Genomic DNA, 24586 nt, shown 5'->3' with positions numbered 1-24586 from the left:
CCTACATTTCTGGAAAGCTGTTGAACGTGTTAGCAATTCTCTGCCCTGGACAGGGCTCCCAAAAACCTGGTTTTCTGACCCCGTGGCTCGATGTCGATGGAGTGCCTGAGCGGTTAAAGGCCCTCGGCACCGCCGCCGACCTCGACCTCATTCATTACGGCACCGAAGCCGACGAAGAAACCATCAAAGATACCGCTATCGCACAGCCCCTCATCGTCGCGGCGGGCATCGTCGTGGGCGAACTCTTGACGGAGCGCGTCCGTGAAGAACGCGTGCTGTGGGCAGGCCACTCCGTTGGTGAGATCACCGCAGCAGCGCTGTCCGGTGTCATGACGCCTGAAGATGCCATGCGCTTCATCAAGGTTCGCGCCTCGGGAATGGCCCGTGCCTCCGCAGCGGAACCCACCGGAATGTCCGCCGTATTGGGCGGCTCCGAGGACGACGTGCGGCAAGCCATTGAGCAGGCCGGGCTGACCGCGGCCAATTCCAATGGCGGCGGTCAGATTGTGGCCGCTGGATCGATCGAAAATCTGGAGGCTTTCGCCGCCAATCCGCCCGCGAAGACGCGAGTCATCCCGTTGAAAGTCGCTGGGGCATTCCATACGTCATACATGCGCCCCGCAGTAGCCGACCTTCAAGAACTCGCCCACGACCTCTCGACAGACGAACCCGTGACCACCCTCTTGTCGAATAAAGATGGCAAGCCGGTCACGTCAGGCGCGGCCGCTGCACAGAGCCTGGTTGACCAGGTCACCCGCCCGGTCCGGTGGGATCTTTGCATGCAGACCATGCAGGAATCCGGAGTGGATCGGTTGATCGAGCTGACCCCCGCCGGCACATTGGTCGGCCTCGCAAAGCGCGGCATGAAGGGCGTTCCCGGAACGGCGCTCAACACTCCCGATCAGCTGGACGAGCTGTTCGAAAAGTAGCTCGAACCTACTGGAAAGAGAGCATCGTGGTTACCCTCAAGACGGCCCCTGTTCAGAAGTACACCAGAATCCTCGGCGTCGGCGAGGCGCGACCCGACGTCGTCGTCACGAATGACGACATCTGCCAGTGGATTGATTCCTCGGACGAATGGATTCGCACGCGCACCGGCATCTCCACACGGCGCCGGGCCGGTGCGGACACATCCGTTTTCGACCTGGCCCTGGAGGCCGCTCAGGATGCGATGTCTCGTGCGGGAGTCTCTGGGGAACAGATCGACACCGTGTTGGTTTCGACGGTCTCCCATCCCTACGCGACGCCCTCACTCGCCACGAAATTGGCTGACGCCATCGGTGCCACTCCGGCCCCGGCCTACGACATTTCGGCCGCTTGCGCCGGCTACTGCTACGGGATCGCTCAGGCAGATGCTCTGGTCAAGGCCGGAACGGCAGGCATGGTATTGGTCGTTGGAGCCGAGAAGCTTTCGGACTTCATCGACAACTCCGAGCGAAGCATCTCATTCCTCTTGGGCGACGGCGCAGGTGCGGCCGTGGTGGGTCCGTCGGATCACCCCGGCATTTCACCCACGGTGTGGGGTTCGGATGGTTCAAAATGGGAAACCATTAATATGAGCCATTCAATGCTCGAGGTGAGGAATAGGGATTGGGCACACGAGCCCGTCACTGCTGAGGATAAGATCTGGCCGACCCTGTACCAGGACGGTCCCTCTGTTTTCCGTTGGGCGGTGTGGGAAATGGCCAAAGTCGCCCAAGAGGCCTTGGAATCTGCCGGTATTTCTTCCGAGGACTTAGGTGCATTTATCCCTCATCAGGCGAATATGAGGATCATCGATCAAATGGTCAAGACCCTCAAAATTCCGGAGCATGTTGCCGTCGCCCGAGATATTGCCGAGATGGGCAACACCTCCGCGGCGTCCATCCCCCTGGCCACGTGCCGCCTCTTGAAGGAGCAACCCGAATTGTCAGGCAAGCCCGCCCTGCAGATCGGTTTTGGCGCGGGGTTGGTTTTCGCCGCTCAGGTCATCATCCTGCCCTGACTGATCACATCACTATCCCCTGCCGCGAAATTGCAGCGTGTGGAATGGCCGAGCTACCGGCGCGTTCGGCCTCGAAACGATAAAGTAGGGGTTAGTTCATGCCCGTTGGCACGGGATGCTTCGGTTTTACATGACCGCATGACAACGCATGCATCGTTGACTCGATGTGTGTTCACACAAAAAAGGAGAACATCATGGCTGATAAGAACGAGATCCTCTCCGGCCTCGCCGAAATCGTCAACGAGGAGACCGGCGTGGAAACCGCCGACGTTCAGCTCGAGAAGTCCTTCACCGAGGACCTCGACATCGACTCGATCTCGATGATGACCATCGTCGTCAACGCCGAGGAAAAGTTCGGCGTGACCATCCCGGACGAAGAGGTCAAGAACCTCACCACCGTGGGTGAAGCGGTCGATTTCATCGCTAACGCTTCCGAGTAGTCGTTGTGTGGGCGCGGTACTAAGGTGCCGCGCCCTGGCTTCTCCCCAACTGTTCCCTTTCGCCCACCTATAGGATGTCCGACGCGGACTGAGCCCATCGACGTGGGCGGAATCAAGAAAGACGTGAGATGAGTCAGAAAGTTGTAGTCACCGGATTGGGCGCATTCAGCCCCATCGGCGGCACCGTATCCGAGACGTGGGACAATGCACTCCAAGGCGTTTCCGGCGTCAAGACCCTTACGGACGATTGGGTCGCCGAGTACGACCTCCCCGTATACATTGCCGGACGTGCAGGACAGTCCGTCGAAGATTCCGAATTCATCTCCAAGGTCGAGACCAAGCGGCTCGACCCCTCGGGACAATTCGCCGTGATCGCCGCTCGCGAGGCTTGGAAGGATGCCGGATTCACCGCCGACGACGCCGACGCCGCTGAGGAACTTGATCCCGATCGCCTCGCCGTTTCTTTTGGCACCGGCATTGGCGGCGTCTGGACGTTGCTCAATAGCTGGGACACCCTTCGTGAACGGGGCCCCCGCCGCATTCTGCCGATGACCGTTCCCATGTTGATGCCGAATGGCTCCGCGGCCGCGATCTCTCTGAACCATAAGGCACGTGCGACCGCCCAGACCGTGGTTTCGGCCTGCGCCTCGAGCACCGAATCGTTGCACGCCGGATTGGACTTGATCCGCAGCGGTAAAGCTGACGTCGTCATCGCCGGAGGTACCGAATCGGCGATTCATCCCATGACCCTCGCTTCGTTTGCCAAAATGCAAGCCTTGTCTAAGCGCAACGACGACCCCGAAGCGGCGTCACGCCCCTACGATGTCGATCGCGACGGCTTCGTCATGGGTGAGGGCGCTGCGGCTCTGATCCTCGAGTCTGAGGAGCATGCTCAGGCGCGCGGCGCGCGGGTCTACGCGGAACTCGCCGGATCTGGGGTGTCTTCCGACGCCCATCACATCACCGCCAATGATCCGGAGGGCATCGGCGCCGCCCGAAGCATCCGCGAAGCGTTGACCGCCGGTGACATCGCGGTCGAGGACGTGGTGCACGTCAATGCACACGCGACGTCGACCCCCGTCGGTGATCCGGCCGAGGCTATCGCGCTTCGGGTGGCCTTTGGCGAACACACGGATAATATTGCTGTTTCGGCGACGAAATCGATGACGGGCCACCTTCTCGGTGCCGCCGGTGCATTGGAAGCCGTGATGACCGTTCTATCCGTGTACGACCGCAAGGCTCCGGCCACGATCAACCTCGAGAATAAGGACTCGGAGATCGACTTGGACGTCGTCACGGAGGCTCGCGAGTTGCCCTCGGGCGACATCGTGGCTTTGTCCAATTCCTTCGGTTTCGGCGGACATAACGCCGTCGTGGCTTTCCGGAGCGTCAACTAGGTACTGAGCTCCCGCGAGGTCGCCCGGAAGGGGACCACGCGAAAGGGCCCCATCAGTCATGGAACCGATGGGGCCCTTTGCTATCTGGTTTCGATGCTAGCCAACGCGGTGCAGGTATCGCACGTTGCTTGGCTCGATGGCACGCTCACGAAGCGGCTCAAGTTCGGTGTCCCAGGCTTCGCCCAACGCGAGAGCAAATTGGCGGAGTAGAACTTCGGGGTTTCCTTGAGAAAACTCATAGGCGTACCGCACACGGTCCTCCGTAATGACCGTATTGCCCAGGGAGTCGGTCATTCCGTAGAAGATACCCAGTTGAGGGGTGTAAGCCCATCGCCCCGCATCGGAGCCGCTGCTCGCTTCTTCGGTCACTTCGAAACGCAAGGACTTGAGTCGTTGCAAAGCCGAGGCGATCAGGGCGCCTGTGCCTTGAGGGCCTTCCCACTCCATGGTGGTTCGAAGTTGTCCCGGCAGGGCCTCCTGCGGGTACCACTCAAGATCCGCTGACCGGCCGGCCACGGATTCCAGCGCCCAGCGGATGTGTGGGCACAATGCACTCGGGGTTGCGTGTACGTGCAAAACCCCTCGGGTTGACGTCGTATTCACCTTAGGCTCCCATGTCATCGACAGATACGTCTTCCCCTACGACCTGACGACGGTGAACCATGAACGGGTCAACGATTAGTATTGTGCCCGATATTTTGCGCGAGGCATAGACCCGGAGAGCCGTGGATCATCGGTGGGCTTTCTGTGAATTCCCTGGACCCCCTTACGCTCGCGGGTGCGCCTGACGGTACGTCTTTTGAAGCCGGTCCACGGAAACGTGCGTGTAAATCTGCGTTGTGGCCAGGGTTGAGTGCCCAAGCATTTCTTGGACTGCACGGATATCAGCGCCGCCGTCGACCATGTGAGTGGCCGCTGTGTGGCGGAAAATGTGCGCCCCGGTGGCGCCTGCGCTGGTGGCTCGGCTCAGCAGCGCGTTGAGATCATCCCGAATTTGTCGTGCTCCAGCGCGCTTGCCGCGGACGCCGATGAAGAGGGCATTCTCGGCGGAATGGACCCATTGGATGCGCCCGCGGCGTATCCAATGGTCGATCGCCGACATTGCCGGGATTCCTACGGGGATAGTCCGTTGCTTATTGCCTTTACCTGTAACGGTGATGGTCCTGCGTTCGGTGTTGATGTCACCCAGATTGAGTCCACAGAGTTCTGCAATGCGCACCCCGGAGCCGTACAGCAGCTCGACGACGGCACGGTTTCTCAGGGCTCGTACGTCCTCGGGGTTCTCGAGGATGTCGCTCTCGACGAGTTCGAGAAGCTGTGTGATGTCCTGAGTGCTCAGCACTTTGGGAAGGGTACGATGCCCTTTCGGAGATTGGATTCTGAGGGCGGGGTTCGTGTCGATTTTTCCCCTGCCGTGAGCCCAGGCGTAGAACGTGCGGGCACTGGACGCCTTTCGTGACAAGGTCGTTCTGGCTTCGCGACGTTCAAATCCCCAACCGAGCCATTCACGGAGGTGCTCGAGTTCGAGCTCCCAAGGCGAGGTCAGGCCTACCTTTTGGGCGAAGCGGAAGAGCTCCAGCAAGTCTGATGTGTAGGCCCGAAGGGTTTCCGGGGAACGCGCCTTCTCATAGCGAAGGTATTCTTCGAACTCGCCGAGGGCTTGGGTGAACGTTTCTCCCAGTTCATGGTTATCTTGTGAATTTGCGGTGCTCACGACGTCGTCTCCATCGTGGGAGTTCTCAGATCGGACGCCCACCTTGTGATGAGCGTGAGAACAGCGCCCAGGCGGAATCGACTCGGCACGCGCACACTCAATCCGGCGGCGACCAGTGGTGCTGCCGTGACGTCCCCGACGGCAAAAAGTGCCGTTTCTCCTGTCCGGGTCGCCCTCTCGATCTGGGCGCGGTCTGTCTCACTCATCAACGCTAACCATTCTTCACTGCCGCTGGCCGAGGTGAAGAGAACCCCAATGGCACCGCCGTGTGCGGCCGCCCGGATGCTGTTCCGCAACGGCTCGGAGTCAGAGGGCGGGTCAGACCTGTAGGTCACAACGGGTTCGCTCTTGCCACCCCGTGATTCGATGAGCTCGTCGAGGCCATCCGAACCTGTTCCATGGTGCTGGACGACGACGGTCCGCCCTTCCAACGGCAATGTCGAAAGGTACCGCCCAACGTCCGCAGCCGTCTCTTCGTGAGACACCCACTCGACGGGAATCTTTTCGCCCCGCAAGGCGCCGAGGGCCTTGGCCCCGCGGGCCACAATTCTCGCCCCTCTCAGCGTTTCGCGGAGCTCCGTTCCACAGCCCTCCGCATCCGCCGCCGAGAGCCATCCACGAAGCCCTCTGCCGGTGGTGACGACCACGAAGTCCGGTGAACTCTCGATGATGTGCCGAGTCGTGGCCATGAGCCGAGGATCGTCTTCAACCGGGGTCGTGAGCAACGCAGGACAATGCTCCACGCGCACACCTTTGCGCTGGAGGGCGCCCTCGATCTCGGTTGCTTTACGTTGGGCAGTCACGAAGACGCAGGGCTCATTCGTCACGTCCGACATCGCGGCACCTCCTCCTACGTTGTGATGGTCCTGATCGAGACCCTCGGATTTCCCTACTGTACCCGGGGGCTTCTCCCCTGGTGGATTGGTTGCGTTACGCGTCATGCGCGGCCACCTGTCGACATCTTCCACAAACCGTCACGGCATTCGGCCAAGTCACGCTGCTCCAGTTGAGCTAGTGTGGCGAGGACGTCGCGGATGGGCAACCCGGCGGAGCTACAAAGCCTCTCAGGCGGTACGGGATGACGAGCTGGCAGTGCTTCTCTCACCAACACCTGCATCTGGGTCAGGGCCAATTCGGTCTCCACATTGTCTCGAGGCGGCGCCTTCGTTGTATGTCTGGAGCCCGTTCCTCGGTGTTCACCACTGGGTAGCAGGTTCAGCAGGTCATCACTGGAAGTCACGAGTTCTACCGGTGCTTCGGAAACCAATCGATGGCATCCCGCCGACTGCGCGCTGAACACCGGACCCGGAACCACACCGACCGTGCGGCCCATCTCCAAGGCATGACGGGCGGTGTTGAGGGCACCCGATCTAAGCCTTGCCTCGACCACGAGAGTCACCGCCGACAGGGCCGCGATCAGTCGATTGCGTTGCAGGAATCGGTGACGCATGGGACTCGAACCTGGATTCAGCTCTGTCAGAATCAACCCTGACCTCTCGATGTCCCGCAGGAGTTCTTCGTGAGCCCGTGGATAGGTTCGGTCGATTCCACACGCGAGGAACGCGATCGTTGAAGGCGCCCCCGTCCCCGTGGCTAGAGCTGTTCGGTGCGCGACGGCGTCGATACCGAAAGCGGCACCAGACAATATGCCGTAGCCTTCCGCGGCCACCGCGCTCACCAAATGACCCGTGACTTCGTGCCCGTAATTGGTGGAATCTCGGCATCCAACGACGGCGAGTTGCGTGTCCACCGGCGTGGAGAGGCCGGCCCTGTCTCCCCGCCCCCAGAGACCGATCGGTGCCCTCTCCCCTATATGCGCCAAAGCTTCGGGCCAATCCTCGTCCTCCGGTACGGCGAGCCAGGATCCTCTATCAGTCAAAGTTCGTTCCATGGACAAGGGGCTTCGTAGGGGTTGTCGTTGACGCCATCGGTACAGAGTCTTCTGTAAAGGCTCCTCGTCTATTCGTTCGGAAAGTTCGGGACGCTCTTCCCTCACGACATCCAGTTCCGCGGATGAGGGAGCTCGGCCCGCCACGATCTCGTAAGCTTTCACGGGGCCGAGCACATGGATTAGCGCCATGCCCAAGTGATCTTGGGGTTCGAGGAAGTGCATCAGCTGGATTCGGGCGCTTCGAACGTCTTCAGCGGCCATCCGCGTCGATTCCCGCGTCATGCAGAACACCCCACTCCGGTCCGCAGGCCAATGGCCGCATCGATATGCTCTTGTCGTGGCGACTCGGCGTCGTCGAGATCGGCCAGCGTCCAGGCGACCCGTTCAATACGGTGACACCCACGCAGTGAAATCTGACCACGTTCCTGCAGTCTGCGCAGCCCGCCGAGGACGCTCGCCGGTAACCGAAGTTCATTCCGCAGTTGGCTTCCCCGAACTTCGGCGTTACACGATAGGCCCCACCGGGCGAGTCGTTCCCGTGCCCGAGCACGCGCATGAGCAACCCTGCCCGCAACAATGTCCGAAGTTTCCGGGACCTGCCCCTGCGAGATCTCGGCCCACGAAAGCTTCGGCACCCGCAACTGAAGATCGATGCGATCCATCAGTGGCCCCGACAGGCGACCTAAATATGAACGCTTTTCCCGAGGTGCGCACGAACAGACTTCTCCGACGCTCAGAGAGCGACCACAAGGGCACGGATTAGCGGCCAACACGAGCTGAAATCGAGCGGGATACTTCGCGCTCCCTTGAGCCCGATTCAGAGTGATCCACCCGGACTCGAGGGGCTGACGCAGAGCATCAAGTACCCCTCGGCGAAACTCGGGCGCTTCGTCGAGGAAGAGGACTCCGTGGTGAGCACGAGAAATCGCGCCCGGCCAAGGTAATCCACTCCCGCCGCCCACGATCGCCGACGCCGAAGAGGTATGGTGTGGTGCCTCCCATGGAGGCTCGGTCATCAGTTGATTCAATCGGACGTCCGGAACACCCACCGAATGAATCGACGTCACCTCCTGAGAAGCCGATTCGTCCAGGGCCGGCAAGATGCTCGGCAGTCGTTCCGCCAACATCGTTTTTCCCGAGCCCGGAGGTCCGAACATCGCGAGGTGATGACCCCCGGCGGCTGCAATCTCCAAGGCCCAACGGCCCTGTTCTTGACCCAGCACATCACACAAATCGGGGCGTGCCCTGGCCTTTTGTACCGCCGGCTCCAGGACGCGCCGATGAGCCGGCCACCGAAGACGCGCATCCTCCGCACCACACCAACGCAATACATCCGCCAAGGCATCGAACCCATGGACCTCGGCCCCATGCACCAACTCCGCTTCGGCACGGTTTTCACGGGCCACCACCACGACTCGATGCCCAGCCGCCACCGCTGCGCTGACCGCCGGATACACGCCCTGAACCGGACGCAACGAACCGTCCAACCCCGTCTCGGCGAGAAAGACGCACCGATCCGTCGGACGCGCTTGACCGGCCGCCTGAATCGCCGCCACCACGATCGCCAGGTCAAAAGCAGTACCCGCCTTCGGGAGACCTGCGGGTGAAAGGTTGACCGTCAGTTTTCGCGGCACGAGGGGTACACCTGAATTCTTCGCGGCCGAGCGGATACGTTCCCTCGACTCTTTCAACGACGAATCCGGCAAACCCAGCAATACGAAAGCCGGCAGAGTCTGCCCGATATCCGCTTCAACCTCGACCACGTGACCCGACAACCCCAACAACGCCACCGTGAACGTCCTGGCATACCCCATCAGAGCACCCCCACCAGGTGCTCCACCGAGAACCTCCGCTGATCACCAACGATCGCGATCACATCGACACGCACGCGCTCCCGGTCGGTCCCCGTTGCCGCGCACCACGCACCCGCCAAGCGACCCAGCCGCGCGGCCTTTGACACATCCACAGCCTCAAAAGGATGCCCAAATCGCAGACTCGAGCGCGTCTTGACCTCACACACCACAAACTGCTCACCCTGAACGGCGATGATGTCGATCTCGCCACGCACGGTCGAGCACCCGGGACGCGGTCTCCAGTTGCGTTCCAGGACCTCCCAACCCAACGAACACAACAAGGACGAGGCGACCTCCTCGCCCCACAAGCCAAGACTGATCCGAGAATTGCTACAACGCTTCATGCCCCACAAGATGCACCATTCCGGCTCGGCGCACCGTGATGCACGCACAATTTGGGCATTATTTGTGGATAAGCACCGTAGATTCCCCAAAACGAGGTCATCCGTGGACGGCGCCTACGTTCCGCGCTGCACCTCCCGGGTCCGTAACGCCGCCCGGATCTGTGCTTCCGAAGCTCCCAAGGACCACGACAACCGATGCTCCGCGCAAGGCCCGTACCGAAGAATTCCGTCCCGATGCGACGACGAACCGTACCCCTTATTCCGATCCCACGCATACATCGGATGGTCCTCCGACAACTCGACCATGACGTCGTCGCGCTCTACCTTCGCGACCACACTGGCCGCGGAAATGGACGCACACCGAAAATCGCCTTTGACCTGCATCGTCACCGGCAAATCCCACACGTCATTCTCAGAGCGGTGGCGAGCCAACGGATCTGGTTCCAGCGCGGACAATAGGTCCCCAGCACGTGTCAGCCAGTCGTCACGGCCATCCAACAAGACCGCGGATGCCAATATCGTGCTTCGCCCAACTCGCGAACACAGTTGATCCATGGCTCTCATCCCCGCCAAGCGCAACGCTTGCGTGATCCCCAACTCGTCAATCTCCTGGGGCGTCGAGCTACCGGTAGCGGCCACCACCCAGTCGAGGATCTTGGGGACCATATTCCGACGTCGGACCGGGCTTAGAGCTTTACTGTCCGTCAGACCTTCCACGGCCAAGGCAAGTCCCGGAGGTACCCACGTCGCGCCGACGGTTACCGGTCCCGCCAATGCTCCCCGGCCAACCTCATCCATGCCAACGACTCCGGCATAGCCGTGTTCGAGCAACTCTTGCTCCACGGCAAGGTTCGGCCCCCGGTCCAAGTTAGGCTCTTGCGAACCCGAGGGCATTACTTATCGCTGTTCGTTGCTTTGGGACCGGGAATGTCGCTGAAGACGTTGTCGGCGGAATCTAGCCACGTCCAACGGCTAATGGGCCACGCGGTAACGAACGCGCGTCCTTCAATATCGTCGCGCTTGACGAATTCCGTACCTTGCTGAATGTGGTACCGCGAGTCAGCCGAGGCGTTACGGTGGTCACCCATCACGAAGTATTCGCCCTCCGGGACGGTGACATCGAAAGGAAAATCTGAGGGCTTGGCGCCGGGATAGAGGTACGAGGATTCATCAATAGCCTTGCCATTGACCTGAACCTTGCCGTCGGCGGAGCAGCACGTCACGTGGTCACCGCCCTTACCAATCACGCGCTTGATGAGGTAATTCTGCGAGGAATCCGGCAGGACGCCCACAAACGAGAGAGCATCACGAATCGGGTTAGACGACGTATTCGACTGATTCTCAGGAATCCAGTGCTGGCTATCCTTGAACACCACGATGTCACCACGATCCGGGTCGGAAAGGTAGTTACCGGCGACATTCACGAAAATTCGATCGTTGAGTTCCAGCGTGTTCTCCATGGAACCGGACGGAATATAAAATCCGCGGATCAGGAACGTCTTGACGATGAAAGCAATGATGAGGGCGTAGAAGATGACCAGCAGGATCTCTTTAATCTTCGGCCAGAGGCCCTCTGGCTCCTGCTTCTTGTCACGTCGAGCTGCTCGACGGGCAGTGCGAGATTCTTCGACCGTCGATCCACCCAAGGAGTCGTCGGCGGAGGCGTTCTGATCAGATGCCATGGGGTGTCCTTTTCTCACAAGCTCAGGTCTCAGCCAAGTCTACTGGCGTCGGCGTCCGTCATCGGCGAATTCGGGTCACGGAATCGAGCGGCCACAACACGGCGACGGGGCGACCCACGATCTTATCGGTACGAATCAGGCCCCCACCGGGTGCGCCGAGCAGCGACCTGGAGTCCCGCGATTCGGAACGGTGATCGCCCATGACCCACATGCGGCCTTCGGGAACGACGACGTCGAATGGCGTCGTCGACGGTGCGTCGCCGGGCATGATGTACGGCTCGTCGAGAGGTTTTCCGTTGACGGTGATCTTCCCATCGGCGGCGCAGCAGTGCACGTGATCCCCGGCGACGCCGATCACGCGTTTCACGTAAATATCGTCACGCTGAGTCATTCCGACCCACGCGCCAACTTCCGAGGCGAAGCGAGTCAACGCGTTCGCCCCAGAATCGTAGGGAGCCAACGACCCCGAACCATCGAAGACCACGATGTCCCCGCGCTGAGGCTCGCCGGCGTCCAAGCGCCACACGGCAACTCGATTGCCGCCCTTCAAAGTCGGTTCCATCGACCCCGAAGGGATGTAAAACACATCCAGGACAAATCCACGGATGCACACTATGACGACGACGGCAATCGCCAACGCCACCACGACCAAGCGCCGGTTCCCCGAGAGGAACCGGCGCTTGGCGGCGTGGGCCGAGGTATCGGCCGAAGTCATGATGACGAAAGACCTTACTTGGTCTCGCGCTTCTCACGGATACGAGCTGCCTTACCGTGGCGGTCACGCATGTAGTACAGCTTGGCGCGACGAACGTCACCGCGCGTCAAAACCTCGATCTTGTCGAAAATCGGGGAGTGCAGGGGGAACGTACGCTCCACACCGACGCCGAAGGAAACCTTGCGGACGGTGAAGGTCTCGCGCACGCCGGCACCCTGACGGCCGACGACGTAGCCACGGAAAACCTGAACACGGGAGCGATTGCCCTCAGTAATGTTCACGTGAACATCGAGGGTGTCGCCCGGGCCGAATTCCGGGATATCCGTGCGGAGGTTTTTCTGGTCAATGAAATCCAGAGTCTGCATGAGATTATTCTCCTCAGCCAATGCCGCAGGCCACCAACTGATTGATACGACGGAGGCTTCCTCGCCCTAAGCGAGAATGCTTCCGAAGAAATGTTTCACCTCAACACGATTGGTGCTGAGGTGCCGTCTTCCGTATGGTCGCTCTTCCCCCTGCGGCAGGGGCGTGCCCGGAGACGGCGCGATCCCCTATTCTGCCACACCGCACTGATCAGTTCCACGGAGGAACGCGGGGTAAATGAACTACTCGGTGTTGTCCTCATCACTGTGTTCGGTCACGTCACGCAGCACCGCCTGGTCCTTCCGATCCAACGAGGACTCTGGCAGCCCCTCGATGAGATCTGGACGACGTCGTGCGGTCCGTTCTAATTGCCAATCACGACGAGCCCGCGCGATGACGGCGTGATGACCCGATAGGAGGACCTCCGGAACGGGCCGGTCCCGCCATACAGATGGCTTGGTGTAGACGGGGTATTCCAGCAATCCGTCGGAATGGGACTCTTCAACCAAAGACTCGGGATTACCAATCACGCCGGGCAGGAGGCGAGCGGTGGCCTCGATCATCGCCATCACCGCGACCTCTCCCCCGTTCAACACGTAGTCCCCCAGGCTGACCGGCAGCACTCGAAAGCGATCCGCGGCCCACTCGAGAACCCGCTCGTCGATGCCTTCGTACCGGCCACAAGCGAAAACGATGTGCCGTTCCGTAGCAAATTCTTCAGCCGTGCGTTGCGTAAAGACGTGTCCGGCCGGGGACGGAACGACCAAGAGAGGGCGATCGTCGACGTTCAAAATGCTGAACATTTCGGCGTCGTCGTCTTCGGGAAGCAGGGATTCCAGCGCCTGCGCCCAAGGTTCGGCCTTCATGACCATGCCCGCTCCGCCACCGTACGGGGTGTCGTCTACGGTTCGATGACGGTCTGTGGTGAAATCGCGAAGATCGCTGATCGTTAGGTCCAGCAAGCCTGCGCGGCGGGCCTTGCCAATCAGGGAGAGCTCGAGCGGCTGGAGGTATTCGGGAAAAATGGAGATGACGTCGTAGCGAGGAGTCATTGCGCCGCCTCGTCATCCTCGTCGTCCGAATTTACGGTGAGGAGCCCGGGCGGCGGACACAACACGACAAAGCCCTGCTCCAGGTCGACGTCCGGGACAATCTCTTCCACAAACGGGATCAGCGCTTCGGTGCCATCGTGAAGGGTGACGGTGAGGAGGTCCTGGGTGGGCATGGTCTGGAGTTCTGCGACGGTTCCCACCGGCTCCGTCAGTTCCGTTTCATCAGGCGAGGAGACAACGTAGACGTCCAGCCCTTCGAGTTCGTGCTCGTAGTAACCCTCAGTCGAATCTTCCTCGGTGTCGGTATCCAGCACCAAACGGTGCTCCCGAAGAGCTTCCGCGTCATTGCGGGTGCGCACTTCCCGGAAGCCCAGCACCATGATGGACTTATTCCACCGTGCGCTCGAAATGGTCACGGTACCGTGAGGCGCCAAGGGATGCGGCGGCTCCAAGACGAATTCTGCGCCCTTGGCCATGCGGGCCTCCGGGCTATCCGTGTACAGCTGAACCGTGACCTCCCCCTTGATCCCGTGGGGTTTGCCGATACGCGCAACCTGCACCTTCACAGCGGTGGTCTCCTTCACTTCGGTGGCCAGATCGCCACGGTGTACTCCACGGAAATATAACAGGCCCGCGTCCACCACAAAGGTGAACGCGGGCCCATCGTCACGGCATAACGCCGTTCATGTTATGAGTGACGCCTGTCGGTATCGACGACGTCCACCCGAACCTGTTCTCCGTCGGCCAGAGCATTAATCACGGTACGCACCGACTTTGCGGTACGACCGCCCCGGCCGATGACGCGACCTAGATCCTCAGGATGGGTGCGGACCTCAAGGGTCTGCCCTCTCCTGCCGGATCGGGAACGAACATCGACATCTTCGGGGTGATCAACAATCCCCTGGACGAGGTGCTTCAAGGCTTCGGACAACATGATTATTCGGCAGACTCTTCGGCGGCCTCGGCCTTGTCCTCAGACTCCTGAGCCTCTTCAGCCTTGGCGTCACCCTTCTTGGTGATCGCCTCGGTGATGATCACGGAGTCCTTTTCCGGGACCTGGAACTCAGGCTTGCTCTCAACCGGCTTAACGGTCGATTCAGCAGCGCCCTCGCCCTTGAACTTGGCCCAGTCGCCGGTCAGCTTCAACAACGCGAGCACCTGTTCGGTCGGCTGAGCGCCGACGGACAGCCAGTACTGCGCACGCTCGGAATCGATCTGAACCAACGAGGGGTTTTCGGTCGGCTGGTAGATGCCGATCTCCTCGATGGCACGACCATCTCGCTTGGTACGGGAATCGGCCACGACCACGCGGTAACGCGGATCGCGGATTTTGCCCAAACGCTTCAAACGAATCTTAACAGCCACTTGTGTGGACTCTCCTGTATCTATACAAGGTCGGATCCAGACGCACACCCGTGGGGCGGGGTTGTCGTGCAAGATCCTGCGGACCTAATGTCACACGGTGAGAGGGGCCGCGCGCATTGAGTACCCGTCAAGTATGCCAGACGTGTCCAGGCATGACCAGCACGTCAACCTTCCCGGCGTGGTCGTCTGCATCACGTGGGAGGCCTACTCCAGATCGGCTAGTCCGGTACGCAGGGCAAAGATCACGGCCTGCACCCGGTCTCGACTTCCGGTTTTGGCGAACACCCGAGATACGTGGGTTTTGACGGTAGCCAAACCGAGGAAGAGTTCGGCAGCAATTTCGGTATTGGACTTACCCTGAGCCATCAGCACCAGCACTTCTTTCTCCCGCTCCGACAACTCGTCCAAAGCCCGTGCCTGGTCGGGAGAAATTTCCTCGTCACGCGCAGTTCCACGGTTTCCTGGACCCGCGGTGTGTGCCCCGTCCCCGGAGCGGAACGAATCCGGCTCCACGAAACGTCGGATCAACGGAAGCGTGACTTCCGGGCTCAAGAGTGCATGTCCGTCGGCCACTGCCTCAATCGCGGCCACGAGGTCTTCCGCGCTGGCCGTTTTCAGCAAGAATCCGCTTGCTCCGGCTTGGAGGGCACCAAAGAGGTAATCCGACCGATCAAAGGTCGTCAACATGATGACCTGCCCGAGGCCCTCGGCGACGACGGCGCGAGTCGCCTCGAGACCACTCATTCCTGGCATCTGAATGTCCATGAGCACGATGTCGGCGGGATCGGCCCGCAGCTGTTCCAAGGCCGACATTCCGTTGGCGGCCGAACCCACGACCTCGATCCCCGGTTCGACCGATAGGACCAACGAAAATCCCGACCTGACCAGTTCTTGGTCGTCGACGAGAAATACCCGCGACGGCTGTTTCATTCGGAGTCCTCTCCACTGCTCCATGAAACGGGCCAGGGAATAGTCCATGAGATAGTCCACCCAGCCGTTTCACTCGACGGTCCATACTGGATGTGGCCTCCCCACCGTGTGACCCGTTCTTCAATGCCCCGAATCCCTGCGCCACTACTGGAAACCAGGCGTTCTGATGTTGCGGCTCGTGCCGGTCCGGCGTCGAGAATCTGCACTTCGAGTTCCTGCGTGGTGCGGCGGGACTTCACGGCCAGTTTGGCCTCCCGAGAGACGGAATGCTTGAGCACGTTGTTCAGGGCCTCCTGAATCATCAGATAGAGGCCTCTCCTCACTTCTGCGGACGGATGTTCGGCCAATTCATCGAAGACCAATCCGTTGTCACCGCTAATCCACAACCGCGTCGTGAGGCCCAGCTCTTCAAAATGTTCGAGCATGGCTGGAAGGTCTCGGAAAGCTTCCGGACCTCCTTCGTTGTCCTCGTCTTCGGCACGAAGCACCCTCAGGACGGTCTGGAGTTCGCCGATGCCTTTCTTGGTGCTGGATTCGATGGCCTGTAAGGATTCCTTCACGAGGCTCGTCTGCTCCTCGTTTAATATCACTCGATCCACCACGACCGAGCGTTCCACGATTCTCCTGACGCCTCCGGCTTGGAGGCCCACCCCGGTAAAATGATGGCCCACGGAATCGTGAAGGTCACGGGCAAGCCTCAATCGATCTTCGACTATCGCCTGTCGCGTTAGCATCCGTGTTTGGCTTTCGATGGTGCGCGTCTGTTCGGCCAGGCGGGAGCGTCTCAGCGCCCCCTTCCAGGAACTTCTTCCGAAAAGGGCGGCGCCACACAGATATGCGACGTTCACGAGCGCCGAGAACATGGCGTAGGCGATCACCGGATCGAGCGGCCCTTGCGTGTCGTCAAGTTTGATTCGCAGGCCGGTTTCATACGTGGATTGGAGCATCCAGGGCACCGCAATCAGTGCTAGGAAGCCGACCACCACCAAACCGACGACGATCCACGTACGGCGACGATGCGGCGCCCAGGCCACCGCCGTGTAGATGGCGGAAAAGTAGCACGCCTGAAAAATCCATGATGTCGCCACGGCGGGCGAGAGGGTAGACAGCCCCAGAAAGAGAACGGTGGCCACCATCAATGTGACCAGCGGAAATCTTCGTCGGAAGAGAAGGCCGAGAGGCATGAGAACCGCCGCACCGTAATCGACCGGCGAATAGGTGCTCTCGCCTAGCGGACCGCCAAATGACTGCATTAGGCCCGTCAGCAGGAAACTCAAGACGGCCAAAACCACTGCCAGCAGAACGTCGGCCCGTTGCGATCTCTTTCCCGGGCGTGGGCGTATCCATTCGGGGGCTTCTGGATCGTTGAGCCACCCGTTGAGGGCCGCGAGTTTCGGGTGGTGAGCCACGCCTATCGCTTACGACGTAGCAGCCACGCACCAATACCGACGCCGGTTGCGGCGGCCAAGGCCCATCCGCTTCGGCGCGCCGTGACCCCCAGCTCCTGGGCCGCGTGAAGAGCCGCGCGGCCGTCGTCGAGATTCAGGGCACGGCCGTGCGCTTCCACCCGTTCGTAATCTGGCTGATCGGCCATGGCCTTACGACCGTCGATGATCTTTGCGGGCATATCGGTGAGCCCCAAGAGTTGGAGGACGGACTCGGGAGCAAAACGTCCGTGATCGTCCGCTGCGTATCGCGCAAGGCGGCGTGCACCGACGTCATCCAGCCCGAAGGCTTCCGTCAGGTTTTTCACCGCTTGAGTCCGAGCGGCGTCGCGGACCTCACGCTCCTCCTGGCCGGCGATTTCGGATTGCAGTGCACCGGCCGGGGAATTGGTGGGATAGGTGAACACCGCGCCTCGGACGGGACCCCACGCCAAGGTCACAGGGTCGCCGACGGTGGGGCAGAATGTCGCGGCACGATGCTCACCGTCGGTGTCGAGTACGACGGCTCGGTGCGGAAGTTCGTCGACGATCGATAGGAGATCCTCGTAACGTTCCGAGGTCACGATGACCCATCGGTCGCCCGCGCTGGCGCGCTCAATCCATCCCTCGGGCTTCGACTGAACGATGGCACGCTGCACCTGCCGGTGGCTTGCTTCGAACATGGCGACGGCGCTTGGCGCACCCGTTATGCCGTCGCCAGTTTGCCATGAGGCGTATTCCAGACCTGGGAAGGCAAGAATGGTTTCCATGAACTCACCGAGTTCGCCGCCCAGGCTAAGCTCGCCGTTTTCGTCTGCCCTGGCCACGTGGGTGATCTCGTCGCGGATATGTACCGGCACCATCAGCCGTAAGTTGTGATCGCCGACTGTATAGAGGGCTGGCACCGACTGTTCACGAATCACCGCAAGTATGCGCTCACGCTCGGCGTCAACACCGCTGCCCGTCACGACGACGCCGCCTTCTGACGTCTCCCGAAGCTGGCGGTGAAGATCCAAGCGAACGGGGACCCACTGCCAGGAGATGCCTCCGGGTTCAGGCGTTGGGTGGGTAGGACGCTGTTCCGTCACGAAATTCCCCTTTCGCAGTGGTCGGTCTGTCTATTCCTCACGCTACTCGTGTTCTCCTCACGTGAGGTGAGGATGCGAATGATGTGGATGGTCGGTTCAGCCGTGTGAGCTGAGCTCGATGACCGCGTCCGTCCCCCGGACGTCATGTGCTTGGCGCAATCGGTCCGAGAACCCGGGGCTCAAGAATCCGTCCAATTCAGTCAACGGGACGAAGCGGTAGTCCGTCAGCTCCTCTTCCTGAAGAGTGATCGGGGCATCCGAGCTGATGGAACCGCCGTCGTACATGAAGTACGCGGAGTCGCCCCATTCGCCCATATTGAGGCCGTGAAAGACCAGAAGCATGCGCCCTCGGGGCAAGTCGAGCCCGACCTCCTCGAGGACCTCGCGGAAGCATCCTTCCTGAGGAGACTCCCCTGCCTCAACCGTGCCACCCGGCAAAGACCATCCGGACTTGTAATTGGGCTTGACGATCAGCAACCGATCGGACTCGTCCGTAATGATTGCCCCAGCGGCCATGCGTCGACGCGGCAGAGATTCGACGAAAGCCTTGAAATCCTCGGGGGAAAGGTATGTATCGACCATGACTCTAGGTCTACTTGTCCCCGAGGAATTTCTCAAAGCCCTTCGGCAAATTCATGGAATCCATATCGAAATCCTGGCTCTTTCCGAAACTCGAGCCGTTCTTCTGCGCCGGCTTACGGACCTGACCCTTGAGCTCCGCTTCGCGCTTTGCAGGATTACCCGAGCGGCCCTTCTTCGCGTTCTTGCCCTTGACGTTCTTGCGGTTCTTCTTCGCACCGCCGGCTCCACCCATGCCCGGAATTCCGCCGGGCATTCCGGGAACGCCCTGGCCAGAGGCCATGCGCTTCATCATCTTTTGGGCCTGAGCGAATCGTTCCATGAGCTGGTTCACTTCTGAAACCGTCACACCGGAACCGCGAGCAATACGGGCACGTCGAGACCCATTGATAATCTTCGGCGCCACACGCTCGTGGGGCGTCATCGAGCGCACGATGGCCTCGATCCGGTCGATCTCACGGTCGTCAAAGTTTTCGAGCTGCTGACGCATCTGAGCCGCACCCGGCATCATCATCAGCATCTTCTTCATCGATCCCATTTTGCGGATCTGCTGCATCTGGGCCAGGAAGTCCTCGAACGTGAAGTCCTCACGGTCCTGGAATTTCTTGGCCATCCGATCGGCTTCGGCCTTGTCCCAGCTCGCCTCGGCCTGCTCAATCAAGGTCAGGACGTCGCCCATGTCCAGGATGCGGCTGGCCATACGGTCCGGGTGGAACTGTTCGATGTCGGTGACGTTTTCACCGGTCGAAGCGAACATGATCGGCTTGCCCGTCACGGAAGCGACGGACAGTGCCGCACCGCCGCGGGCGTCGCCGTCGAGCTTGGAGAGCACGACGCCGGTAAAGTCGACGCCCTCGTTGAAGGCCAACGCCGTGTTGACGGCGTCTTGACCGATCATGGCGTCGATGACAAACAGGACTTCGTTCGGAACAATGGCATCGCGAATATCGCGGGCCTGCTTCATGAGTTCTTGGTCCACACCCAAACGGCCGGCGGTATCCACGATCACGACGTCGTGGAGCTTGGCGCGAGCCGTAGTCACGCCGTCGCGCGCCACCTGCACGGGATCGCCGGTGGGATCGTCGAATTCACTCGTCGTTCCGGGGTGCGGCGCGTACACCGGGACGCCAGCCCGCTCGCCGACCACCTTCAGCTGGGTGACGGCGTTGGGGCGTTGGAGGTCGGACGCGACCAGCAGCGGCTTGTGGCCCTGGCCGGCGAGCCAGCGTCCCAGCTTGCCCGCAAACGTCGTTTTACCCGAACCCTGAAGGCCGGCCAGCATGATGATCGTGGGGCCCGTCTTGGCCATGTTGATGCGTCGGGTTTCCCCACCGAGGATGCCTTGGAGCTCCTCGTTGACGATCTTTACGACCTGCTGCGCCGGGTTGAGGGCCTCGGAGACCTCGCTACCCGTAGCACGTTCCTTAATGGATGCCGTGAAGGCACGAACCACGGGGACCGCGACGTCGGCGTCCAACAGCGCGCGCCGAATCTCGCGAACGGTGGCATCAACATCAGCCTCCGAAAGTCGGCCCTTGCCGCGGAGGTTTTTGAAGGTCGAAGCTAGACGGTCGGAGAGGGAATTGAACACGTGACGTGGTCTACTTTCAGTGCAGTGGTCTCCGGGCGCGGCACTCAATCATGGCCGGTCGCCACGGGTGGTCGGTCAGCTTACAAGACTAGCACCGGCCGCCCCATAGCCTCATCATTTTTCCACGCCGCGAACGGCCGATCGCCTCACACTCGGGGATCCTCCCCACCTGCCGGAGACGCCGATGCCATCGATTCCCCGGAGCGCTCCCCCGACGCCCCGCTCATCAGCGAGTATGCCGTTTCCGCGTGCACCATGGCGTCGATGCCCGCTTCCTCGTCACTTTCACTGATTCGGAATCCTATGGTGCGCTTGAGAACCCACGCGATGCAGAACGTTCCCAGGGCCGTGAATCCCACAGTCGCCACCGTTGCCACGACCTGAGTCACAAGCAGGCCGAGGCCTCCTCCATAGAACAATCCAGGACGTCCGGTGCTTGACGTGGCAATGAACCCCAGAGCGAGCGTTCCGATGATGCCGGCGACGAGGTGCACTCCCACGACGTCCAAGGTGTCGTCATAACCCCAGCGATATTTCAGCCCGACGGCGAGCGCACACGCCACCCCGGAGACAAAACCCAGGACGATGGCCCAGGCCGGGTCCACGTTGGCGCACGCTGGGGTGATGGCGACGAGGCCGGCGACGATGCCAGATGCCGCTCCGAGGGAGGTGGGGTGCTTGTCGCGGAGGCGTTCGGTGAGGAGCCACCCGAGCATGGCGGCCGCCGGGCACACGAGGGTGTTGACCCAGATGCGACCAGCTTGGGCGGCGTCGGTGGCGGCTCCGGCGTTGAATCCGAACCAGCCGAACCAGAGAATGGCGGCGCCGAGCATCACGAACGGCACATTGTGGGGGCGGTGTTCGGCCCGAGTCGTGAAGTTTCTCCGGACGCCGAGGACGAGGCAGAGCACCAGGCCCGCGACGCCAGCGTTGATGTGAACGACGAGTCCACCGGCGAAGTCGATGGCTTCTCCGAGTCGTTGGCCAATCACTCCGTGTTCTGCGAAGAGGCCGCCGTCGGCCCACACCATGAAGGCCAATGGGGCGTAAACGAGCGTTACCCATAGCGGCACGAAAACGCACCACGATCCGAATTTCGTGCGGTCCGCGATGGAGCCGGAAATCAGCGAGACAGTAATGATGGCGAAGGTTGCGGAGAATCCGGCCGACATGAGGTCCCCGTCAGAAATTGACTGGCCGAGACCGAAGTTGCCGGTGGGGTTTCCCACGATTCCCGGGATCATGGCAGGTGCCGTGGCCATGGAACTTCCCCAGAGTGCCCAGACCACGCCAACCAATCCGATCGAGACGAAGCTCATCAAGATCATGTTGAGGGCCGAGTTCACCCGGGTCATTCCTCCGTAGAAGAAGGCGAGTCCCGGCGTCATGAAGAGGACGAGCGACGCGGCGACGATCGTCCACACATCTTGGGCAGTGAGGTGGTCCATGAAGTGTCCCTTCCTGGCGGGACCTCGTCACGGTCCCTGGGTTGGCAGTCAACCCCAGTCTCGGGATGGCGTGTTTCGTCTCGACGCAGGAATGATGTCCGGGATGTTACAAATCTGCCGCGAACGTTTCGGGAATGTATACGAATTCGGCTTGGGACCGGACAACACGAAGGCCCGATGTCCTCCCGCGCGGGAAAGGCATCGGGCCTCGGTGCAATAGGTCCGTGGTTTTCGGCGACTGCCAGGCTAGTCGATGATGGCGTCCACGAAGCCTTCGGGGTCGAAGGGTGCCAGGTCGTCCGGGCCTTCGCCGAGTCCGACCAGTTTTACGGGCACTCCGAGTTCATTCTGGATCGCCACCACGATTCCGCCCTTGGCCGTGCCATCGAGTTTGGTCAGGACGATGCCGGTGATGTCGACGACCTCGGCGAAGACCTTGGCCTGCACCATGCCGTTTTGGCCCGTAGTGGCGTCGATGACGAGGAGTACCTCAGTCACGGGCGCAACCTTTTCGAGCACACGCTTGACCTTGCCGAGCTGGTCCATCAGCCCGGCCTTGTTTTGCAGGCGTCCTGCGGTGTCGACCATGAGGGTGTCCACGCCGTCATTCTTGGCGCGCTCGGCGGATTCATACGCGACGGACGCGGGGTCGGCCCCCTCTTTGTCGGAGCGGACGGTCTCGACGCCAACGCGGTTTCCCCACGTCTGGAGTTGGTCCGCGGCCGCGGCGCGGAATGTATCGGCAGCACCGAGCAGGAGGCTCTTGTCCTCGGCCACCATCACGCGGGCGAGCTTGCCCACGGTCGTCGTCTTGCCGACGCCGTTCACGCCCACCACCAGGACCACGCCTGGATTATCGCCGGCGCCGTCGAGGGCGAGTTCGCGGTCCATGGTGGGGTCCACGAGTTTGAGGAGTTCTTCCCGCAACATGGTCTTCACCCGGGCGGGATCTTCCGTGCCTTCAACCTTGACGCGGGTCTGTAGTGCCTCGACCATCCGCTGGGACGGTTCGGAACCGAGGTCCGCCATGAGGAGCGTTTCCTCGATTTGGTCCCACACGTCTTGGTCGATCTTGTCGCTCGAGAGCAACGCCAAGAGGCCCTTGCCCAGCATGGAGTTGGAGCGAGCGAGTCGTGCGCGGAGTCGTTGGAGGCGACCAGCCACCGGGGCGGGACGCTCGTAGGCTGGCTTGGTCGTGACCGAAGTCGAGCCCTCGGTATCGTCTTCGTCGCGAGTCTCCGGGTAGCCCTCCTTGGGGGCTTTCGGGCCTTTCAAGAAGACGAAGGCCAGACCGCCAAGCACCAGAACTCCGGCCAGGATGTACAGGATCAGGATCAGGGTGTCGTTCACGTTCCCAGCTTGCCACAAGCACGCTGGTGCTCAACACCACGGTGCAGGTTGTGGATCGCGGGTCCGTCCGCGGTCGAGTAGGGTGCTTCCCGTGACCCCCAATCCCCCGCACGACGCCGCAGAGTCGTCCCCTGAATCATCCCAGCCGAGCCCCGGACGAAAGGCCCCACGTCCCAAGGTTCCCACGGACCTGAAAGTGCTCGTTGTGGCGGCCTTCGTGATCGCCGCAGGCTACGGCGTCGTGGCCCCGGTATTGCCGCAATTCGCTACCTCCTTTGGCGTGGGCGCGACCGCTGCGGGAGCCGTGATGTCCGCCTTTGCGCTGATGCGGGTGGCCTGGGCCCCGGTGGCCGGACCGATCATGTCCCGAGTCGGTGAACGGCGCACGTATCTGATGGGCTTGGCCGTGGTGGCGCTATCCTCCGCGGCAACGGCCTTCGCGCCCTCATATATTTTGCTCGTCATTTTGCGGGGTCTGGGTGGCATTGGATCGGTCATGTTTACGGTCTCAGCGATGGGGCTGATCGCCCGCTTGGCCCCGCCGTCGATTCGCGCCAAAGTTTCCGGCTACTACGCGACGTCGTTCATGCTGGGAAGCATCATGGGACCGGTCATTGGTAGTCTCACGGCGGCCTGGGGGCTGCGGGCGCCTTTCGTGATCTATGCGCTCGCGTTAGTTTTTGCGATCGCCGTCGCCGCTTGGAAGCTCAGGCCGGTCGAGGCCCGTACGGATACCGGGTCCGTGCTCCTGCCGATGACCTTTTCTCAGGCATGGTCAATCGGCAGCTACAGGTCCTTACTCTTGGCGAGCTTCGCACACGGTTGGGCCAACCTCGGGGCTCGCGTCGCGATCATTCCCCTCTTCGCCACGGCCATAGCCACCGCTAGTGGGGCGCCCGCTTCCGGGTTCGGTTCGGGAGCCAGCGTCGCGGGGATCGCCCTGGGCGTCTTCGCCGGAGGATCGGCGCTCTCCCAGATTCTCTTCGGCGGCCTATCGGACCGCTATGGACGCCGCCCCTTTCTGGTCACCGGGCTCGTTGTGGCCGCTATCCTCACGGGCGTGTTGGGCGGAGCCGGTCATGCCTGGTCCCTGTGGGCGCTCTGCCTCTTGGCGGGTCTCAGTACCGGGCTGTACACGCCCTCCATGCAGGCCACGCTCACGGACATCGTGGGATCGAAAAGGTCCGGCGGCAACGTGATGTCCGCCTATCAGGCCTGCGCCGACGTCGGGCAAATCATCGCCCCCATCGTCCTCGGTGCCGTGATCGACGACGTCGGCTTTGCCCCGGCATTCGGTATCTCAGGCGGGCTCCTCGCGCTGGCCGGAGTCGTGCTCTTCCTGACCCCGCGGGCATCCTTCCCGCAAAAGGACTGAA

Annotated in this window: 26 protein-coding genes; 5 read left to right on the top strand and 21 right to left on the bottom strand. The window is 61.3% G+C overall.

Going from position 1 to position 24586, the window contains the following annotated elements:
• Positions 1 to 26 precede the first annotated feature (26 nt).
• From D8M21_RS03295 to fabF, 4 genes are all read left to right on the top strand, one after another.
• Entirely contained in the window at positions 27 to 929 is a 903-nt protein-coding gene (locus tag D8M21_RS03295; RefSeq protein ID WP_126855689.1) for an ACP S-malonyltransferase, read from the top strand.
• A 26-nt stretch (positions 930 to 955) separates the two neighbouring features.
• Positions 956 to 1984: a beta-ketoacyl-ACP synthase III gene (locus tag D8M21_RS03290; RefSeq protein ID WP_048678127.1), complete on the top strand. Its 1029-nt coding sequence runs from the start codon at positions 956 to 958 to the stop codon at positions 1982 to 1984.
• Between the two features lie 194 nt (positions 1985 to 2178).
• Positions 2179 to 2424, top strand: coding sequence for an acyl carrier protein (locus tag D8M21_RS03285; protein ID WP_048678126.1), 246 nt, complete (start codon positions 2179 to 2181; stop codon positions 2422 to 2424).
• A gap of 128 nt (positions 2425 to 2552) precedes the next feature.
• Entirely contained in the window at positions 2553 to 3821 is a 1269-nt protein-coding gene (gene fabF, locus D8M21_RS03280; RefSeq protein WP_048678124.1) for a beta-ketoacyl-ACP synthase II, read from the top strand.
• 96 nt (positions 3822 to 3917) lie between these two features.
• On the opposite strand, the gene D8M21_RS03275 is transcribed toward fabF, so the two are convergent.
• The 21 genes from D8M21_RS03275 to ftsY all read right to left on the bottom strand — a co-directional run bounded on the left by D8M21_RS03275 (position 3918) and on the right by ftsY (position 23210).
• Positions 3918 to 4424 (bottom strand): DUF3145 family protein, encoded by a 507-nt coding sequence (locus tag D8M21_RS03275; RefSeq protein WP_048678122.1) that lies wholly within the window; start codon positions 4422 to 4424, stop codon positions 3918 to 3920.
• A 163-nt stretch (positions 4425 to 4587) separates the two neighbouring features.
• A complete protein-coding gene (locus tag D8M21_RS03270; RefSeq protein WP_126855654.1) occupies positions 4588 to 5535 on the bottom strand; it encodes a tyrosine recombinase XerC in 948 nt (315 codons plus the stop codon).
• On the bottom strand, positions 5532 to 6476 hold the full coding sequence (locus D8M21_RS03265; protein WP_082156587.1) for a uroporphyrinogen-III synthase: 945 nt from the start codon (positions 6474 to 6476) through the stop codon (positions 5532 to 5534). The genes D8M21_RS03270 and D8M21_RS03265 overlap by 4 nt, the downstream gene beginning before the upstream one ends.
• Positions 6473 to 7708 carry a DNA-processing protein DprA gene (dprA, locus tag D8M21_RS03260; RefSeq protein ID WP_048678119.1) on the bottom strand — a complete coding sequence of 412 codons (1236 nt, stop codon included), beginning with the start codon at positions 7706 to 7708 and terminating at the stop codon, positions 6473 to 6475. Before dprA ends, D8M21_RS03265 begins: the two co-directional genes overlap by 4 nt.
• Entirely contained in the window at positions 7705 to 9240 is a 1536-nt protein-coding gene (locus D8M21_RS03255; RefSeq protein WP_048678117.1) for a YifB family Mg chelatase-like AAA ATPase, read from the bottom strand. Before D8M21_RS03255 ends, dprA begins: the two co-directional genes overlap by 4 nt.
• Complete coding sequence (locus D8M21_RS03250; RefSeq protein WP_048678116.1) at positions 9240 to 9623, bottom strand: YraN family protein; 384 nt, start codon at positions 9621 to 9623, stop codon at positions 9240 to 9242. The genes D8M21_RS03255 and D8M21_RS03250 overlap by 1 nt, the downstream gene beginning before the upstream one ends.
• Positions 9624 to 9737: 114 nt before the next feature.
• On the bottom strand, positions 9738 to 10517 hold the full coding sequence (locus D8M21_RS03245; RefSeq protein ID WP_048678113.1) for a ribonuclease HII: 780 nt from the start codon (positions 10515 to 10517) through the stop codon (positions 9738 to 9740).
• On the bottom strand, positions 10517 to 11305 hold the full coding sequence (gene lepB, locus D8M21_RS03240) for a signal peptidase I (protein ID WP_053089909.1): 789 nt from the start codon (positions 11303 to 11305) through the stop codon (positions 10517 to 10519). Before lepB (D8M21_RS03240) ends, D8M21_RS03245 begins: the two co-directional genes overlap by 1 nt.
• Before the next feature lie 58 nt (positions 11306 to 11363).
• Complete coding sequence (gene lepB / locus D8M21_RS03235; RefSeq protein ID WP_048678112.1) at positions 11364 to 12020, bottom strand: signal peptidase I; 657 nt, start codon at positions 12018 to 12020, stop codon at positions 11364 to 11366.
• A 14-nt stretch (positions 12021 to 12034) separates the two neighbouring features.
• Entirely contained in the window at positions 12035 to 12385 is a 351-nt protein-coding gene (rplS, locus tag D8M21_RS03230; RefSeq protein ID WP_048678110.1) for a 50S ribosomal protein L19, read from the bottom strand.
• A 240-nt stretch (positions 12386 to 12625) separates the two neighbouring features.
• Complete coding sequence (gene trmD, locus D8M21_RS03225) at positions 12626 to 13435, bottom strand: tRNA (guanosine(37)-N1)-methyltransferase TrmD (RefSeq protein ID WP_048678109.1); 810 nt, start codon at positions 13433 to 13435, stop codon at positions 12626 to 12628.
• Complete coding sequence (rimM, locus tag D8M21_RS03220; protein WP_053089908.1) at positions 13432 to 14001, bottom strand: ribosome maturation factor RimM; 570 nt, start codon at positions 13999 to 14001, stop codon at positions 13432 to 13434. The genes trmD and rimM overlap by 4 nt, the downstream gene beginning before the upstream one ends.
• Before the next feature lie 122 nt (positions 14002 to 14123).
• A complete protein-coding gene (locus D8M21_RS03215; protein WP_048678107.1) occupies positions 14124 to 14369 on the bottom strand; it encodes an RNA-binding protein in 246 nt (81 codons plus the stop codon).
• A gap of 2 nt (positions 14370 to 14371) precedes the next feature.
• Positions 14372 to 14800, bottom strand: coding sequence for a 30S ribosomal protein S16 (rpsP, locus tag D8M21_RS03210; RefSeq protein WP_048678106.1), 429 nt, complete (start codon positions 14798 to 14800; stop codon positions 14372 to 14374).
• Positions 14801 to 15004: 204 nt separating this feature from the next.
• The gene (locus D8M21_RS03205; RefSeq protein WP_048678104.1) at positions 15005 to 15730 is read right to left on the bottom strand and encodes a response regulator transcription factor; all 726 of its coding nucleotides are present in this window, start codon (positions 15728 to 15730) and stop codon (positions 15005 to 15007) included.
• Positions 15727 to 17139 (bottom strand): sensor histidine kinase, encoded by a 1413-nt coding sequence (locus D8M21_RS03200; protein WP_048678103.1) that lies wholly within the window; start codon positions 17137 to 17139, stop codon positions 15727 to 15729. Before D8M21_RS03200 ends, D8M21_RS03205 begins: the two co-directional genes overlap by 4 nt.
• Before the next feature lie 2 nt (positions 17140 to 17141).
• On the bottom strand, positions 17142 to 18242 hold the full coding sequence (locus D8M21_RS03195; RefSeq protein ID WP_048678101.1) for a hypothetical protein: 1101 nt from the start codon (positions 18240 to 18242) through the stop codon (positions 17142 to 17144).
• Positions 18243 to 18338: 96 nt separating this feature from the next.
• Positions 18339 to 18824, bottom strand: coding sequence for an NUDIX domain-containing protein (locus D8M21_RS03190; RefSeq protein WP_048678099.1), 486 nt, complete (start codon positions 18822 to 18824; stop codon positions 18339 to 18341).
• A gap of 10 nt (positions 18825 to 18834) precedes the next feature.
• On the bottom strand, positions 18835 to 20412 hold the full coding sequence (gene ffh / locus D8M21_RS03185; RefSeq protein ID WP_048678097.1) for a signal recognition particle protein: 1578 nt from the start codon (positions 20410 to 20412) through the stop codon (positions 18835 to 18837).
• A 146-nt stretch (positions 20413 to 20558) separates the two neighbouring features.
• Positions 20559 to 21860 (bottom strand): ammonium transporter, encoded by a 1302-nt coding sequence (locus tag D8M21_RS03180; protein ID WP_065424191.1) that lies wholly within the window; start codon positions 21858 to 21860, stop codon positions 20559 to 20561.
• A gap of 246 nt (positions 21861 to 22106) precedes the next feature.
• Positions 22107 to 23210, bottom strand: coding sequence for a signal recognition particle-docking protein FtsY (gene ftsY / locus D8M21_RS03175; RefSeq protein WP_048678096.1), 1104 nt, complete (start codon positions 23208 to 23210; stop codon positions 22107 to 22109).
• A 91-nt stretch (positions 23211 to 23301) separates the two neighbouring features.
• On the opposite strand from ftsY, the gene D8M21_RS03170 reads away from it, so the two are divergent.
• Entirely contained in the window at positions 23302 to 24585 is a 1284-nt protein-coding gene (locus D8M21_RS03170) for an MFS transporter (RefSeq protein WP_238651005.1), read from the top strand.
• The last annotated feature ends 1 nt before the right edge of the window (position 24586 follow it).

Origin of the sequence: Kocuria sp. HSID16901, assembly GCF_003989425.1 — a bacterium.
GTDB lineage: Bacteria > Actinomycetota > Actinomycetes > Actinomycetales > Micrococcaceae > Rothia > Rothia massiliensis.
The sequence above is the reverse complement of the archived record's forward strand: the minus strand, read 5'-3'. Positions and strand labels throughout refer to the sequence as shown.